The sequence below is a fragment of the Heterorhizobium halophytocola genome (genome assembly GCF_017873095.1).
GTDB lineage: Bacteria > Pseudomonadota > Alphaproteobacteria > Rhizobiales > Rhizobiaceae > Allorhizobium > Allorhizobium halophytocola.
The window spans coordinates 157,290-171,692 of the sequence record NZ_JAGGJU010000005.1 but is presented as its reverse complement, the minus strand read 5'-3'; the positions used below and the strand labels follow the sequence as shown (position 1 = coordinate 171,692).

Genomic DNA, 14,403 nt, shown 5'->3' with positions numbered 1-14,403 from the left:
CTGTCGCCCCCGTTATCTGCGTCAGGCTTCACGGGCCGTCATTGGCGTTGACGGTCACCGAAAGCACCTTGGTCAGGGTCTGCGGCGCGCTCATGCCGGCCGCGGTGATGGTGGGGAAGGGGACCGGCTGCGGCGGTGCGGCGCGGATCGTGAAGCTCTTGGGGTCATCGAGATAGGTGTTGAGCGCCGCCGAAACGCTGTCGGCGATGTCGTTGAGGCCGTAGCCCATCAACAGCACCGGCGCCATCATCTTGATGGTGGATGCCATCTGTTCGCCGTCGGCACCCTGCTGCTTGCCGGTATAGTCGAGCGCGCGTTTGGTGATGCCGTGGTCGTCGAAGCGGATTTCGGCGCCGACGAAATTCAGCCGCTGCATCAGGCCGAGCATCGCCATTGCCGCGGCCTTCTTGCTCTCCTCGCCCTCGGGCGCCGTTCGCATCATTTCGGCATTCTGCTGGATCTGGTGGACGAGGTCCATTGTATAGCCGGAGAGGCCGAGCTTGATCTGCAGGCGTCCGACCTTGTCGAAATCGAGCGTGTCGTCGGTGATGTCGAGGGCGCCGGTCTCTGCATTCCAGCTGCCCGCCATGGTCATGCGGCCATCGAGTTGACGGATGCCGAGACTGTCGACCATGTCCGTCCACTTGGCGTCCTTCACGGCATCCAGCGTGGCGGCGATCCCGTCGACGGCGACGGTGAACGAGAGTGTCTTGTTATCGGAAGACACGTCGACCTTCGCGTCGCCGCTTTCGATCGAGGCGATCTGCTTGCCGTCATTGTTGACCGTCAGGGAACCGAGATGGGCTTCCCGGTAGTAGAGCAGCGAGTTCAGGTCGGAGCCGTCCTGGCTTGCCGGCACGTGGATGCCGGAGAGATAGAAGGTCTTGATCGCCAGGCTCGTGTTGCCTTCGGTCAGCGCGACGTTTGAAAAATCGACGCGGCCGATGTCATAGCTGCCGCCTGGGCCTTCCTCGACATCGGAAAACCGCAGGTCGCCCAGATCGATTGCCTTGTCGGCGGATTGGGTGGCAACGAAGCGCGCGCCGTTGAGCACGACGTCATTGCCCTCGACGGTCACGTTGTCGGCCTGCAGGTCGCCGCTGCCCGAGGCATAGGCGGCATTGATCTTGGCGAGCAGATCCTGGCCGTCGAGGGCGAAAGCCGGGGCGGTCAAGGCGAGCAAAGCGGTGCTTGCGAGAATGGCGGTGGTGAGGTGGCTAGGCATGGTCTCTCTCTGTCTTCCGTTCCCGGCGTCCCTGGTTGGCGTTTGGTATGGCAGCATTACCTGCGATGCGGGCCGAGTTCCACTTCAATCGGCAGCAGAAAATGGCCTTATGGCGGCAAGGGTTTGGCTGGAAACCTTAATCCACAGGGGGATGGTGCGGTTTTCTTGCCGTTTGGCTTCATCTCCGCTAGGCAGGACCCATGGGAAAAAACCTGACACCGCCCGGCGACGACGGCGGCGACCACATCGAAGCGATCGATCTGCGCGCGGCGCTCGAAGAGCGTTACCTCGCCTATGCGCTGTCGACCATCATGCACCGCGCGCTGCCGGATGTCCGCGACGGGCTGAAGCCGGTGCATCGGCGCATCATCCATGCGATGAGCGAGATGGGTATCCGACCCAACTCGGCCTTCAAGAAATGCGCTCGTATCGTCGGTGACGTGATCGGTAAGTTCCACCCGCATGGCGACCAGTCGGTCTACGACGCACTGGTGCGTCTCGCACAGGATTTCTCGCAGCGTTATCCGGTTGTCGACGGCCAGGGCAATTTCGGCAATATCGACGGCGATTCGGCGGCGGCCTATCGTTATACCGAGGCGCGCACGACCGATGTCGCAGCGCTGCTGCTCGAGGGCATCGACCAGGACGCGGTGGATTTTCGCCCGACCTATAACGAGGAAGACGAAGAGCCGGTGGTCATGCCCGGCGCCTTCCCGAATCTGCTGGCCAACGGCTCCTCCGGCATTGCCGTCGGCATGGCGACCTCGATCCCGCCGCACAATGCGCACGAGATCTGCGACGCCGCGCTCTACCTGATCAAGCATCCGGACGCCACCGTCGAGGACCTGATCGCCGATCCGGCCCATCCGCAAAAGGGTGGCATCGAGGGACCGGACCTGCCGACCGGCGGGGTGATCATCGAGAGCCGCGAAAGCATGATCGAGACCTATCGCACCGGTCGCGGCGGCTTCCGCGTACGCGCGCGCTGGGAGATCGAAGACCTCGGCCGCGGCGGCTACCAGATCGTCGTCACGGAAATTCCGTTCCAGGTACAGAAATCGCGGCTGATCGAGAAGATCGCCGAACTGCTGATCGCCCGCCGTCTGCCGCTGCTCGAAGACGTGCGCGACGAATCGGCCGAAGACGTGCGCGTCGTGCTGGTGCCGAAGACCCGTACGGTCGATGCGACCCTGCTGATGGAATCGCTGTTCAAGCTGACCGAGCTCGAGAGCCGCATCTCGCTCAACATGAACGTGCTGAGCCAGGGCAAGGTGCCGAAGGTGATGAGCCTTCCGGACGTGCTCAGCGAATGGCTGGCGCACCGCAAGGACGTGCTGATCCGCCGCTCGAGCTTCCGGCTTGCGGCAATCGACCGGCGGCTCGAAATCCTGGGCGGCCTGCTCGTTGCCTATCTCAATCTCGACGAGGTGATCCGCATCATCCGCGAGGAGGACGAGCCGAAGGACGTGCTGATCGCCACTTTCTCGATCACCGACCTGCAGGCCGAATCGATCCTTAACATGCGGCTGCGCAATTTGCGCAAGCTGGAAGAGTTCGAGATCCGCAAGGAACACGAGACGCTGTCTGCCGAAAAGGCCGAGATCGAAAGCCTGCTCGCCTCCGACGACAAGCAGTGGAAGACCATCGCCTGGGAAATCGGCGAGGTGAAGAAGAAGTTTGCCAAGGCGACCGAACTCGGCCGCCGCCGCTCGACCTTTGCCAATGCACCGGACGCCGATCTGGAAGCCATCCACCAGGCGATGATCGAGAAGGAGCCGGTCACCGTCGTCATTTCCGACAAGGGCTGGATCCGCGCGCTGAAGGGGCATCTGTCGGATGTGTCGGGGCTGACCTTCAAGGAAGGCGATGCGCTGAAGGTCGCATTCCCGGCCCAGACGACCGACAAGATCATTCTCGTCACCACGGGCGGCAAGGTCTACACGCTCGGCGCCGACAAGCTGCCGGGCGGTCGCGGTCACGGCGAGCCGATCCGCATCATGGTCGACATGGAAAACGAGCAGGACGTGCTGACGGCCTTCGTCCACGACCCTCAGCGCAAGCTGCTGATGGCGTCCACCGCCGGCAATGGTTTCGTCGTCGCGGAAAGCGAGATCGTCGCCAACACCCGCAAGGGCAAGCAGGTGATGAATGTCGGCATGCCCGACGAGACCAAGCTCGTGGTGCCGGTCACCGGCGACCATATCGCCGTGGTCGGCCAGAACCGCAAGATGCTGGTCTTCCCGCTGGTCCAGGTGCCGGAGATGACGCGCGGCAAGGGCGTTCGCCTGCAGCGCTACAAGGACGGCGGAATTTCCGATCTGAAATGCTTCGGCATGGATGAGGGGCTGACCTGGGCCGACAGTGCCGGACGCACCTTCACCAAGCAGCGCGACGAGCTGGTCGAATGGCTCGGCGATCGCGCCACGGCCGGACGACTGGTGCCGAAGGGCTTCCCCCGCAGCGGTCGTTTCTCCGGCTGATCGACGGTAAAGGGCCTTGCGTCAGACGGCGAGGGGCAGGGCATTGCGCCCGTCCCCTGACGCGCCATGATTGCGGCGCACTTCCCCTTTTCAACAGGCACGCCTTCAGCGGGGTGGGTGCACCTGCAGCAGACGCGGCTTGGGCGTATCCTTGACGATGTCGGGCGCCACGCCGGACATCACCGGAGCCTGGGCTGCGGGCGCCGGGCGACCTGTGTGATAGCCCTGGATCTGCTGGACGCCGAGACTGCGGGCGAGTTCCAGCTGGGCGGCATCTTCGGCGCCTTCGACCAGGATGCGCGCGCCACGGCGGCGTACCAGTTCGATGATGTCCTGCAGCATTTCGCGACCGGCATCGGTGGAGGCGTCGTGCAGGAAGGACCGGTCGATCTTGACCGTGTCGAAGGGGAACATCCGCAGCCATGACAGGCCGGCAAATCCGGTGCCGAAATCGTCGAGCCAGATCCGGATGCCGAGATCCGAGAGTTCGCGCAGGCAGCGTAGCGCATCGACCTGGCCGTCCAGATCCAGACCCTCGGTGATCTCGAAGGCCAACTGGCGGCCCTCGACACCCGTCTCGCGCAGCAGATCGGCGACGTTGCGGACGAAATTCGGGCTTTTCAGCTGGACGCGGGAAATGTTGACGGAGACCAGCGGCGTGCGGTCGCTGAGCAGCAGGTCCAGGCAGGCACGCCGGATCGCCCACAGACCGAGCGGCAGGATCATGCCGGTATCCTCGGCGATCGGAATGAAACGCGACGGCGAGATCGGCGTGCCGTCGAACATCTTCATCCGCATCAGGGCCTCATAAGCCTCGATCTTGCCGTTGGAGAGGCTGATGATCGGCTGGTAGGCCATGGTGACCAGATCGTTTTCCAGCGCCGCGCGCAGGGTGGCGGCGATGGCATCCGTCTCGTCTGCCGACTGCGGGTCGCGCGGGTCGAAGAAGTGGACGCAATTGCGCCCCTCGCGCTTGGCGGAATAGAGCGCGAGATCGGCTTCATGAATGATCTTGTCGAGGCCCGGATTGGTCGATTGCCGGCTGAGCGCCATGCCGACGCTGACGGTGACCACATTGGTTCCGTCCTTGCGCTGTTCGTGGCGCAGTTGCAGGTCCTCGACCGTCCGGCGGATCGTCTCGGCAATGGCCAGCACCTCTGCCTTGCCGGGCAGCTGGACGATGGCGATGAATTCCTCGCCGCCATAGCGGCCGAAGGAGACGCCATGCTTTTGCAGTTCGGTGTTGATGGCGCGCGCCACCTTGGTCAGGCAGGCATCGCCCGCCTGGTGGCCGTAGCAATCATTGTAGCGCTTGAACAGGTCGATATCGAACAGGATCACGGCAAACGCCGTTTCGCGCGCCACCCATGCGTCCCAGCACTCCTGCAGGCGCTTGTCGATCGCACGGCGATTGTCGACGCCGGTCAGGTAGTCGGTGGTCGACATCCGGTAGAGCTGCCGCCCGCGATTGGTCGCCTCGTCATGCTGCCGTTCGGCTTCATGCGCATTCAGGAAGACCTGATAGCGCTCCTTGTTGAGCTTCCAGTTCACGTAGGAGGTGAAGACGAAGCACGAGATGTAGAACAGGATGACAACCGCGCTCTGTTGCTGTGTCAATGGCGGTGTGAAGGCCAGGCTGACGAGGAAGATCACCATGATGGTGGCCGAGGTGATCACCGACAGACGGAAGAACAGGTTGAAGAACAGATTGGCACTCATCATAAAGATGGTGCCGAACAGCATGTAGAAGCGGAAGTTATCGTGCGCCTCGGTGCCGAGCGCCGGGATGAGCCAGCCGACATAGGCGGCAATCACGATGCCGGCACAGGCGATATCCGACCAGCGGCTGGGCACGCGCGCCGCGACCAGCAGTTCCATCAGCCCCATCGACAGGATGGCGACCACAAAGCGTGCCGCTATGGTGCGCCCCGAAACGTCGGGAATGAGGATGGCGTCCGAAATGCCGAACAGCAGATAGACGATCGCGGCGAGCCACAGGCCGTGCCGGGTTTCGCGCAATTGGGGTATGCCGCGCTCGGTCTTGTAGAGAGCCTTCAAGGCGGCGGGGGAATGGACTTCGGCGCCGGTGGAGGGCTGGGGTGCGTCGCGCGTGACGGTCAGCTCGAGCGCGGCCTCGGGACCGTTTTCGCGCGCAGGATGCAACTGCCCGGATTTCGAGCTTTCTCGATGATCACCGCTCCGGTCCATGTTGTGCTCCTATTCTCGTGGGATTCACGCAGGCACTCCGACTCACCTAACCCTCAGACACGTTAACTATGTTTTAACGACTGCCTAAATTGGGGGTGCAACCGCACGGAATTCACTTTATAGTTTACGGAGTATTAATATCAGTGTTTTCGGTAAGGGATTGCACAATGCGTGAAGTAGATATTGCATTCGACGGCGAGAGCCTCATTACGCCCGATTCCATTGCTTCCCAGGTTTATTCTTCTGCTTCTCCCATCAAGGACGGCGAACTCGACGCGGCGCAGACGGAGCTGGCACTGCATCTTCGGGTTGCGCAGCAGCAGTTCCTTCAGGACGTCCCGGCCGGCCAGGTCATGGCCCGCCTGCTGACCGGTTTGCACGGTCTTCGCAAGCGCTTCTCGCCCAAGGTCTGGGAGCAGCTGATCCCGATCGCGCAGAACCATCCGGTGGCCCGTTACTTCCATCAGGACCCCTTCACCCGCTGGTCGTTTGAAAAGCCGCGCGGCTATTCGGGGGACGCTGGCCTGCTCGACTTCATCTATGGCCATCCGAGCGTCCAGCCGATGCTCGACGCGGCAAGCCCGCTCGGCAAGACCATCTATAACGAGTTCACCAGCAAGGCTCCGGCCTGCGTGGCGGTCCGCGAACGTCGCGACCTGCTGGCGCAATATGTCGACGACGTCGCGTCGTCGCGTGGCGGCGAGGCCGAGATCCTGACGATCGCGGCTGGCCACCTGCGCGAAGGGCAGATGTCGCAGGCACTGAAGCAGAAGACGATCAAGCGCTGGGTGGCGCTCGACCAGGATCCGATGAGTGTCGGTTCGGTCGCCAAGGACTTTGCCGGCACGGCTGTCGAGGCGGTCGACGGATCGGTGCGCACCGTTCTGATGCGCGCGCAGACGCTCGGCAAGTTCGATTTCGTCTATGCCGCCGGCCTCTACGACTATCTGGCCGACGAGGTCGCGATCAAGCTGTCGCAGCGCTGCCTGCAGATGCTGAAGCCGAACGGCACCTTCCTGTTCGCCAATTTCGCCGACGAAATCTTCGACGACGGCTACATGGAAACCTTCATGAACTGGGCGCTGCTGCTGCGCTCGGAAGAAGACATGTGGCGGATCATGCGGGCCGCAACCGAGGGGCTTGACGTCGAGTGCACGCTGCGCTTCGGTGCCAATCGCAATATCGTCTACGGGATCATTCGCAAGCTTTCCTGATCCGGAAGGGTCAGGAAACCCACGGGACGCGGTCGGGGGACGGCGCGTTTGCCGGTGCAGATCGGCAAACGGCGGGCGGGGAGGGTGAATGCCGTCTCCGCCCGTTTTCTTTTTCGCCTGGTTATTCGCTGATCTCTTCCGGCGCGTAGACTTCCCAGCCGTGCGCGGTCAGGTGTTCCTGCGGCTGGTAGCGCACCTTGTAGCCCATCTTGCGCGAGCCCTTGACCCAGTAGCCGAGATAGACATGCGGCAGGCCGAGATTGCGGGTGCGCTCGATATGGTCGAGCACCATGAAGGTGCCGAGCGAACGCTTGTCGAATTCCGGATTGAAGAAGGAATAGACCATCGACAATCCGTCGCCCATCAGGTCGGTGAGGGCAACGGCCACCAGCTCGCCCTTTTCATCGGGCGCTTCGTCGCTGGGCGGCAGCCGATATTCGATGATCCGGGTCTGAACATGCGTATCCTCCACCATGATCACATAGTCGAGCGCCGACATGTCCGACATGCCGCCGGTCTGGTGGCGAAAATCGAGATAGCGGCGAAACAGCGAGAATTGCTCGGTGGACGGCTGCGCCGGAAAGACGGTCGACACGAGATCGCGATTGCTGGTCATCACGCGCCGCATCGACTTGGTCGGCTTGAACGCATTGGCAAGGATGCGCACCGATACGCAGGCCCGGCAACGCTCGCAGGCCGGCCGGTAGGCGATATTCTGCGACCGGCGAAACCCACCCTGGGTCAGCAGATCATTCATCTCGCCGGCGCGCGGGCCAATGAGATGGGTAAACACCTTCCGTTCCATTTCCCCGGCCAGATAGGGACATGGTGCGGGCGCGGTCAGATAGAACTGCGGTGAAAGCGAGGTCTGGGTATTCATCGGGCTCCACTGCGTCATACGTCGCCGGTGTTTTAGCATAAGTTGGCCAAACTTGGAAAAACGTCAACCATGGTCACGGTTTCGTCCGATCAAACTTCAGCCGAAAAGCGACGAAACCCAATATTCGTCGTCGAGATGCAAGCCGTCAGCGGATTTTTCGCAAGAAAGACGCGGGGGTATCACCGCGCTGTTCTGGGGGATGCCGGGCTGCGCCGTCGACGGGTGCCATCGAACCCACCGACGGCTGATCTGAACGGGTCAGTAGCTGCGGGCCATGGCGGTGCCGACGAGCAGGTCATGGACCAGTCGCGACCGTTCGATGAACAGGCCGGCCAGCAGGATCAGCGGTGTCAGGAGCGAGTTCAGGATCCAAAACAGGGCGAGATGCACGATCGCCGTCAGGAAGTCGATCTTGCGGCCGTCGACGCGGACCATGGCAATGCCCATCGTCTTCATGCCGGGCGTGGCCTGCGAAGGCCCTGCCAGCGACACGCCGAAATAGAGGCCGGCGACGATGAAGAACAGCACCGGATAGAGCAGGAAGCCGAGACCCAGCGTCAGGATGCCGAGGAAGAAGACCAGGATTGCCGCCGGCACCCAGAGGATGGCGATGATCAGATAGTCGATGATGAAAGCGAACATGCGCCGCGACAGGACGCCGCGATAGGCGCGCCAGTCATCCGGTGCTGCATAGACGTAGTCGCGATCGAGTACCATGTTTCGTCATCCTTCCTGTGTCGCGCCCTGATATGGGGGCGACACAGGACGAATTCAATCGAGGCGCGAGCGCGCCTTAACGGTCGCTGAGCGGGCCGGGCATGACCGTCATGTCGCCACCCGTGAGGACGGAGGCGAAAGCCTTTAGCGGTTTACTTTGCCAGCAGCCGCGCGACCTGCGGGGCGAAATAGGTGAGGATGCCATCGCAGCCGGCGCGCTTGAAACAGAGCAGGGTCTCCATCATCGCCCGTTCCTCGTCGAGCAGGCCCTGTGCGGCCGCTGCCTTGATCTGCGAATACTCGCCCGAGACCTGATAGGCAAAGACCGGCAGGCTGAAGGCTTCCTTCAAGCGCCAACAGATGTCGAGATAGGGCAGGCCGGGCTTGACCATCAGGCTGTCGGCGCCTTCCTCGACGTCGAGTGCCGCGTCGCGCAGTGCCTCGGTGCCATTGGCCGGATCAACGTAATAGGTCTTCTTGTCCCCCTTCAACAGGCCGCCGGTCGAGATCGCCTCGCGATAGGGCCCATAAAAGCAGGAGGAGAACTTCGTCGCATAGGCCATGATGCCGACCGACTGGTGGCCGGCAGCGTCGAGCCCGCGGCGGATCACGCCGATACGGCCATCCATCATGTCGGAGGGTGCGATGATGTCGGCGCCGGAATCGGCCTGGGCGATAGCGGCGCGGACGATCTGGTCGACCGTCTCGTCATTGACGATCTCGCCCTCGCGCAGAATGCCATCATGGCCGTGGCTGGTGAAGGGGTCGAGCGCGACGTCGGTGATGACGCCGATATTCGGGATCGCCTTCTTGATGGCCGCGGTGGCGCGATTGATCAGATTATTGGCGTTGAGGATTTCCGAGCCGGTCTCGTCGCGCAGCGCCATTTCGATATTGGGAAAGGTCGCCAGCGCCGGGACGCCGAGGTCGGCCGCTTCCCTGGCAGCCTCGACCGCCTTGTCGATGCTCATCCGGTTGACGCCGGGCATGGCGGCGATCGGCTCGACGATGTTTTCGCCGGGAACGATGAAGATCGGCCAGATCAGGTCGTCGACCGTCACGCGATTTTCCAGTGTCAGGCGCCGGACCCAGTCTGTCTTGCGGTTGCGCCGCATCCGCCGGTGGCCTGTCACCTCGTCGACGCCGTGGGTCTTGTCGTCCATGCCTCTGGTCCTTCCGCAGTCTTGTGGAACGCCTTACCGCTCCCTATCATCGGTTTCCGGTCTTAGCACCAATGACGAGACCTGCCAAAGCGGCAAGCTGCCGCTGCGGCGATCTGGCCTGCCGGCCGCATTTTGGCTATGGAGAGCCCATGGACGATGATTCTTCGCAACTGCTGCGACCGAGCCTCACCGACATCCTCTATGTCATCTTTTTGCGGATCGTGGCGCTGTCTTGCCTGTGGTTCGGTCTGACCTACTGGGGCATGCTGGTCGGCTATTCCGACGGCGGGTTCGGACGCTTCGATCTGCTGAGCCTGCCATGGCGTGCGGCGGCCACCTCGCTCGCCGTCATCTTTCCGGTCGCCGCCCTCGGCCTGTGGCTCGCCAGTTCCTGGGGGCCGGTGATCTGGACCATTGCCGCCGGCCTGCAACTCGCCATGTTCGTCGTCTGGACGCAGACCTTTGGCGATCACCGGATCGTCGTGATCAGTCATATTCTGGTGGCGGCCGTCTATGTCACGTTTCGCGCCGCGATCTGGTTCCAGGGCAGGCAACGTGCCGAACCGTATAAGATTTGATTTACCGTGATTGTCACTCATCTTCCGGTAAGGGGCTGTTAAGCTTAGGTTTTAAATAGAATTTTATAGGCATTCGATAGGGTCACTCACAAGGCGGGCAGAAAAACAACCGCCAAACCAAACAGTGAGGCAGACCGATGAACACGAACACCAAGCCGAAGATGGCCGAAACCGAAATCCAGGACGACGCGATCCGTTCGCTCTATCTGGAATCCCTTCACCTCGTCGAGCGGCTGCACCGCCGCCTACTCGATGTGGTCAAGGATGAATTCGACCGCGAAGGTCGCTCCGACGTCAATGCCGTGCAGGCTCTGCTGCTCTTCAACATCGGCAATTCGGAACTGACGGCCGGCGAACTGCGCTCGCGCGGTTACTATCTCGGCTCCAACGTGTCCTACAACGTCAAGAAGCTCGTCGACCTCGGCTACATCAACCACCAGCGTTCGCGAATCGACCGTCGTTCGGTGCGTATCAGCCTGACCCAGGAAGGCCAGGATATCGCCACCACGGTTGCCCGGCTCTACGACCGCCACATCGGTTCGATCGAGAAGGTCGGCGGCATCGGCGAGAACGAATTCTCCGAAATGAACAAGCTGCTGCAGCGTCTGGACCGTTTCTGGAACGACAGCATCGCTTATCGCCTCTGACAGGAACGCGAGATAACGCTCTGATCCACCAGAGCTTTCGGTTGCCGGACGGCAACTGCCGGATCTCCAGTCCTGCGAGCCATGCAAGGCGGCGCTCGGTGCATTTGCACCGCAGCGCCCGCCTGCCGTTCTACCGGTCGTGCGGCATGGCCCTTTCGTTCTTCGCGTAAAATTCGCCCAGTGGTTGCCTTATCCGCTCACGCCGTCTAACGCTTACGTGAGCGCCCGCTACGCGACACGAATTGGCCATATTGCTATGGGAGCGGCAAGGTTGCCTCGCCGCTCATTATTTGGCCCGTAACCCATGGTTCCCTGTGGAACTTTTGGCATCAAGGCGTCTTCTAAGCTGGACGAACATGGGCAACTCCGTCCGATTGCTGGGGAATTGATAGGAATCATGTCGAACAAAACCGATCTTGTCGCACTGTCGCGCCGTACTCTGCTGCGTGGCGCTGCGACTGCCGCAATGTCTGCTGTAGCCGGAACGGCGATGGCGCAGTCCTCGGCACTGGACGAACTCATCAACGCGCCGCGCCGCGGCAATTGGGACGACCAGTTCGATGCCAAGGCGTCCAGCGGCGCTGCGAACGTGATCTCCAACGTTCCGATGCTGAGCCCGAACAACAAGATCAATATTCTCCAGGCGATCGGCGAATATCAGGCGATCGTTGCCAATGGCGGCTGGCCGCAGGTCAATCCGACCGGTGACGCGCTGCGTCTCGGCTCGGTCGATCCGGCCGTCGCCGTGCTGCGCCAGCGTCTGATGGTCTCCGGCGACCTGCCGCGCTCGGCCGGCATGTCGAATTCCTTCGACAGCTATGTCGATGGCGCGGTCAAGCGTTTCCAGGCCCGTCATGGCCTGCCGGATGACGGCGTGCTCGGCGAGTTCTCGCTGAAGGCGCTCAACGTCTCGGCCGATACCCGCCTGATGCAGCTCAACAAGAACCTGCAGCGCTTCGAGGAGCTGAAGCCGGATCTTGGCCAGCGCTACATCGTCGTCAACATTCCGGCGGCCCATGTCGAGGCGGTCGAGAACGATACGGTCGCGCTGCGCAACACGGCCATCGTCGGCCGCGAAAGCCGCCCGTCGCCGCTCGTCGAATCCAAGGTCTCCGACATCATCCTCAATCCCTACTGGACGGCACCGCGCTCGATCGTCCAGAAGGACATCATGCCGCTGATGCAGAAGGATCCGACCTATCTGGCCCGCAACAACATCCGCCTGATCGACGGCAGCGGTAACGAGGTGGCGCCCGAGACGATCGACTGGTTCGCGCCGAAGGCCCCAAACCTGACCTTCCGCCAGGACCCCGGCAAGATCAACGCGATGTCTTCGGTGAAGATCAATTTCCCGAGCCCCGATGCCGTCTACATGCACGATACGCCGACACAGGGCCTGTTCAACAAGCTGATGCGTTTCGAATCGTCCGGCTGCGTGCGCGTCCAGAACGTCCGCGACCTCGTGGTCTGGGTGCTGAAGAACACGCCCGGCTGGGACCGCCAGCATATCGAGCAGGTGATCGCGACCCGCGTCAGCACACCGATCAAGGTTGCCGACGACATCGGTGTGCACTGGGTCTACATCACCGCATGGTCGTCCAAGGACAATATCGTCCAGTTCCGCGACGACATCTACCACAAGGATGGCGACGCGCAGCTGGCGCTGCAGGCCAATATCGGCGTCGAACAGCCGGCCGGCTCGATCGAGGACGACATCCTGCCGCAATAAATGCGGGTTCAGTATCAATTTGAAACGGGCGGTGCATACGAGCGATGCGCCGCCCGTTTCGTTTGTACGGTGCCCGATAGGGGCGATCGTCCCTGAATGGCACACGCCTGGAAGAGGGTGCCTGCAGGGAAAACAGCGGTGGAAGCGTGCCTTTGATGGCGGATCGCTGCACGGCATCGCTCTTTGATCTGCAAATGTCGCGTCTCGTATTGCCCTTGCAAAGCCGGAGCGTTAAGACCCTCACCATCACCCGTTGAGGAGCCTTTGACCATGTCGAATACCGATGCATTCTTCTCTCGCCCGCTTGCTGAAAGCGATCCGGATATCTTCGGCGCGATTGAGAAGGAACTGGGTCGTCAACGTCACGAGATCGAACTGATCGCCTCTGAAAACATCGTCAGCCGCGCCGTGCTCGAAGCGCAGGGCTCGATCATGACCAACAAATATGCCGAGGGCTATCCGGGCAAGCGCTATTACGGCGGCTGCCAGTTCGTCGATATCGCCGAGGAGCTGGCGATCGAGCGTGCCAAGCAGCTGTTCGGCGTCGATTTTGCCAATGTCCAGCCCAATTCCGGCAGCCAGATGAACCAGGCCGTGTTCCTGGCGCTTCTGCAGCCGGGCGACACCTTCATGGGCCTCGACCTGAATTCGGGTGGTCACCTGACCCACGGGTCGCCGGTCAACATGTCCGGCAAATGGTTCAACGTCGTCTCCTATGGCGTGCGCGAGGAAGATCACCTGCTCGACATGGACGAGGTCGCCGAGAAGGCGCGCGCGAGCAAGCCGAAGCTGATCATTGCCGGTGGCACCGCCTATTCGCGCATCTGGGACTGGAAGCGCTTCCGCGAAATCGCCGATGAAGTCGGCGCTTATCTGATGGTCGACATGGCGCATATCGCCGGTCTGGTGGCCGGTGGCCAGCATCCGTCGCCGTTCCCGCATTGCCATGTCGCGACCACCACCACCCACAAGTCGTTGCGCGGTCCGCGCGGCGGCATGGTGCTGACCAATGACGAGGCGATCGCCAAGAAGATCAACTCGGCCGTCTTCCCCGGTCTGCAGGGCGGCCCGCTGATGCATGTCATCGCCGCCAAGGCCGTTGCCTTCGGCGAGGCGCTGAAGCCGGAATTCAAGGATTACGCCGCCCAGGTGGTAAAGAACGCCAAGGCGCTGTCCGAGACGCTGGTCGCAGGTGGTCTCGACATCGTCTCCGGCGGCACCGACAACCACCTGATGCTGGTTGACCTGCGCAAGAAGAACGCGACCGGCAAGCGTGCGGAGGCAGCCCTCGGCCGCGCCTATGTCACCTGCAACAAGAACGGCATTCCCTTCGACCCGGAAAAGCCCTTCGTCACCTCGGGCGTGCGTCTCGGCACCCCGGCCGGCACGACGCGCGGCTTCAAGGAAGCGGAATTCAAGGAAATCGGCAATCTGATCGTCGAGGTTCTCGACGGGCTGAAGGCCGCCAATTCCGACGAGGGCAATGCCGCCGTCGAAGCAGCCGTCCGCGAAAAGGTCGTGGCCCTCACGGGCCGTTTCCCGATGTACCCCTACATGTAAGC

General features: G+C 62.1%; 11 protein-coding genes. 6 read left to right on the top strand and 5 right to left on the bottom strand.

Features of this window, described 5'->3' with window-relative positions; genetic code table 11:
- Positions 1 to 28: 28 nt before the first annotated feature.
- Positions 29 to 1,225, bottom strand: a complete 1,197-nt coding sequence (locus J2Z17_RS10590; RefSeq protein ID WP_209944694.1) for a hypothetical protein — start codon at positions 1,223 to 1,225, stop codon at positions 29 to 31.
- Between the two features lie 200 nt (positions 1,226 to 1,425).
- Here J2Z17_RS10590 and parC point away from each other — a divergent pair, with 200 nt between their 5' ends.
- Positions 1,426 to 3,705 carry a DNA topoisomerase IV subunit A gene (gene parC / locus J2Z17_RS10585; protein WP_209944692.1) on the top strand — a complete coding sequence of 760 codons (2,280 nt, stop codon included), beginning with the start codon at positions 1,426 to 1,428 and terminating at the stop codon, positions 3,703 to 3,705.
- A gap of 105 nt (positions 3,706 to 3,810) precedes the next feature.
- Here parC and J2Z17_RS10580 read toward each other — a convergent pair whose 3' ends face one another.
- Positions 3,811 to 5,913: a putative bifunctional diguanylate cyclase/phosphodiesterase gene (locus J2Z17_RS10580; RefSeq protein WP_209944690.1), complete on the bottom strand. Its 2,103-nt coding sequence runs from the start codon at positions 5,911 to 5,913 to the stop codon at positions 3,811 to 3,813.
- A 167-nt stretch (positions 5,914 to 6,080) separates the two neighbouring features.
- Here J2Z17_RS10580 and J2Z17_RS10575 point away from each other — a divergent pair, with 167 nt between their 5' ends.
- Complete coding sequence (locus J2Z17_RS10575; RefSeq protein ID WP_209944688.1) at positions 6,081 to 7,127, top strand: class I SAM-dependent methyltransferase; 1,047 nt, start codon at positions 6,081 to 6,083, stop codon at positions 7,125 to 7,127.
- A 121-nt stretch (positions 7,128 to 7,248) separates the two neighbouring features.
- On the opposite strand, the gene J2Z17_RS10570 is transcribed toward J2Z17_RS10575, so the two are convergent.
- From J2Z17_RS10570 to hemB, 3 genes are all read right to left on the bottom strand, one after another.
- Positions 7,249 to 8,007 (bottom strand): arginyltransferase, encoded by a 759-nt coding sequence (locus tag J2Z17_RS10570; RefSeq protein WP_209944686.1) that lies wholly within the window; start codon positions 8,005 to 8,007, stop codon positions 7,249 to 7,251.
- Positions 8,008 to 8,265: 258 nt separating this feature from the next.
- Positions 8,266 to 8,724, bottom strand: a complete 459-nt coding sequence (locus J2Z17_RS10565; protein ID WP_209944684.1) for an RDD family protein — start codon at positions 8,722 to 8,724, stop codon at positions 8,266 to 8,268.
- A 152-nt stretch (positions 8,725 to 8,876) separates the two neighbouring features.
- Positions 8,877 to 9,887, bottom strand: coding sequence for a porphobilinogen synthase (hemB, locus tag J2Z17_RS10560; RefSeq protein ID WP_209944682.1), 1,011 nt, complete (start codon positions 9,885 to 9,887; stop codon positions 8,877 to 8,879).
- Positions 9,888 to 10,036: 149 nt separating this feature from the next.
- Between hemB and J2Z17_RS10555 the strand changes: the two genes are divergently transcribed.
- From J2Z17_RS10555 to glyA, 4 genes are all read left to right on the top strand, one after another.
- On the top strand, positions 10,037 to 10,465 hold the full coding sequence (locus J2Z17_RS10555) for a DUF6163 family protein (protein WP_209944680.1): 429 nt from the start codon (positions 10,037 to 10,039) through the stop codon (positions 10,463 to 10,465).
- Positions 10,466 to 10,602: 137 nt separating this feature from the next.
- Positions 10,603 to 11,112, top strand: a complete 510-nt coding sequence (gene ldtR / locus J2Z17_RS10550) for a transcriptional regulator LdtR (RefSeq protein WP_209944678.1) — start codon at positions 10,603 to 10,605, stop codon at positions 11,110 to 11,112.
- 397 nt (positions 11,113 to 11,509) lie between these two features.
- A complete protein-coding gene (locus J2Z17_RS10545) occupies positions 11,510 to 12,841 on the top strand; it encodes a L,D-transpeptidase family protein (RefSeq protein ID WP_209944676.1) in 1,332 nt (443 codons plus the stop codon).
- 270 nt (positions 12,842 to 13,111) lie between these two features.
- A complete protein-coding gene (gene glyA / locus J2Z17_RS10540) occupies positions 13,112 to 14,401 on the top strand; it encodes a serine hydroxymethyltransferase (protein ID WP_209944674.1) in 1,290 nt (429 codons plus the stop codon).
- Positions 14,402 to 14,403: the final 2 nt, after the last annotated feature.

What these genes read in the sequence shown, in the direction of transcription:
- J2Z17_RS10590 (WP_209944694.1), bottom strand. Translation starts at nt 1,225, where the DNA reads ATGCCTAGCCACCTCACCACCGCCATTCTCGCAAGCACCGCTTTGCTC.
- parC (WP_209944692.1), top strand. Translation starts at nt 1,426, where the DNA reads ATGGGAAAAAACCTGACACCGCCCGGCGACGACGGCGGCGACCACATC.
- J2Z17_RS10580 (WP_209944690.1), bottom strand. Translation starts at nt 5,913, where the DNA reads ATGGACCGGAGCGGTGATCATCGAGAAAGCTCGAAATCCGGGCAGTTG.
- J2Z17_RS10575 (WP_209944688.1), top strand. Translation starts at nt 6,081, where the DNA reads ATGCGTGAAGTAGATATTGCATTCGACGGCGAGAGCCTCATTACGCCC.
- J2Z17_RS10570 (WP_209944686.1), bottom strand. Translation starts at nt 8,007, where the DNA reads ATGAATACCCAGACCTCGCTTTCACCGCAGTTCTATCTGACCGCGCCC.
- J2Z17_RS10565 (WP_209944684.1), bottom strand. Translation starts at nt 8,724, where the DNA reads ATGGTACTCGATCGCGACTACGTCTATGCAGCACCGGATGACTGGCGC.
- hemB (WP_209944682.1), bottom strand. Translation starts at nt 9,887, where the DNA reads ATGGACGACAAGACCCACGGCGTCGACGAGGTGACAGGCCACCGGCGG.
- J2Z17_RS10555 (WP_209944680.1), top strand. Translation starts at nt 10,037, where the DNA reads ATGGACGATGATTCTTCGCAACTGCTGCGACCGAGCCTCACCGACATC.
- ldtR (WP_209944678.1), top strand. Translation starts at nt 10,603, where the DNA reads ATGAACACGAACACCAAGCCGAAGATGGCCGAAACCGAAATCCAGGAC.
- J2Z17_RS10545 (WP_209944676.1), top strand. Translation starts at nt 11,510, where the DNA reads ATGTCGAACAAAACCGATCTTGTCGCACTGTCGCGCCGTACTCTGCTG.
- glyA (WP_209944674.1), top strand. Translation starts at nt 13,112, where the DNA reads ATGTCGAATACCGATGCATTCTTCTCTCGCCCGCTTGCTGAAAGCGAT.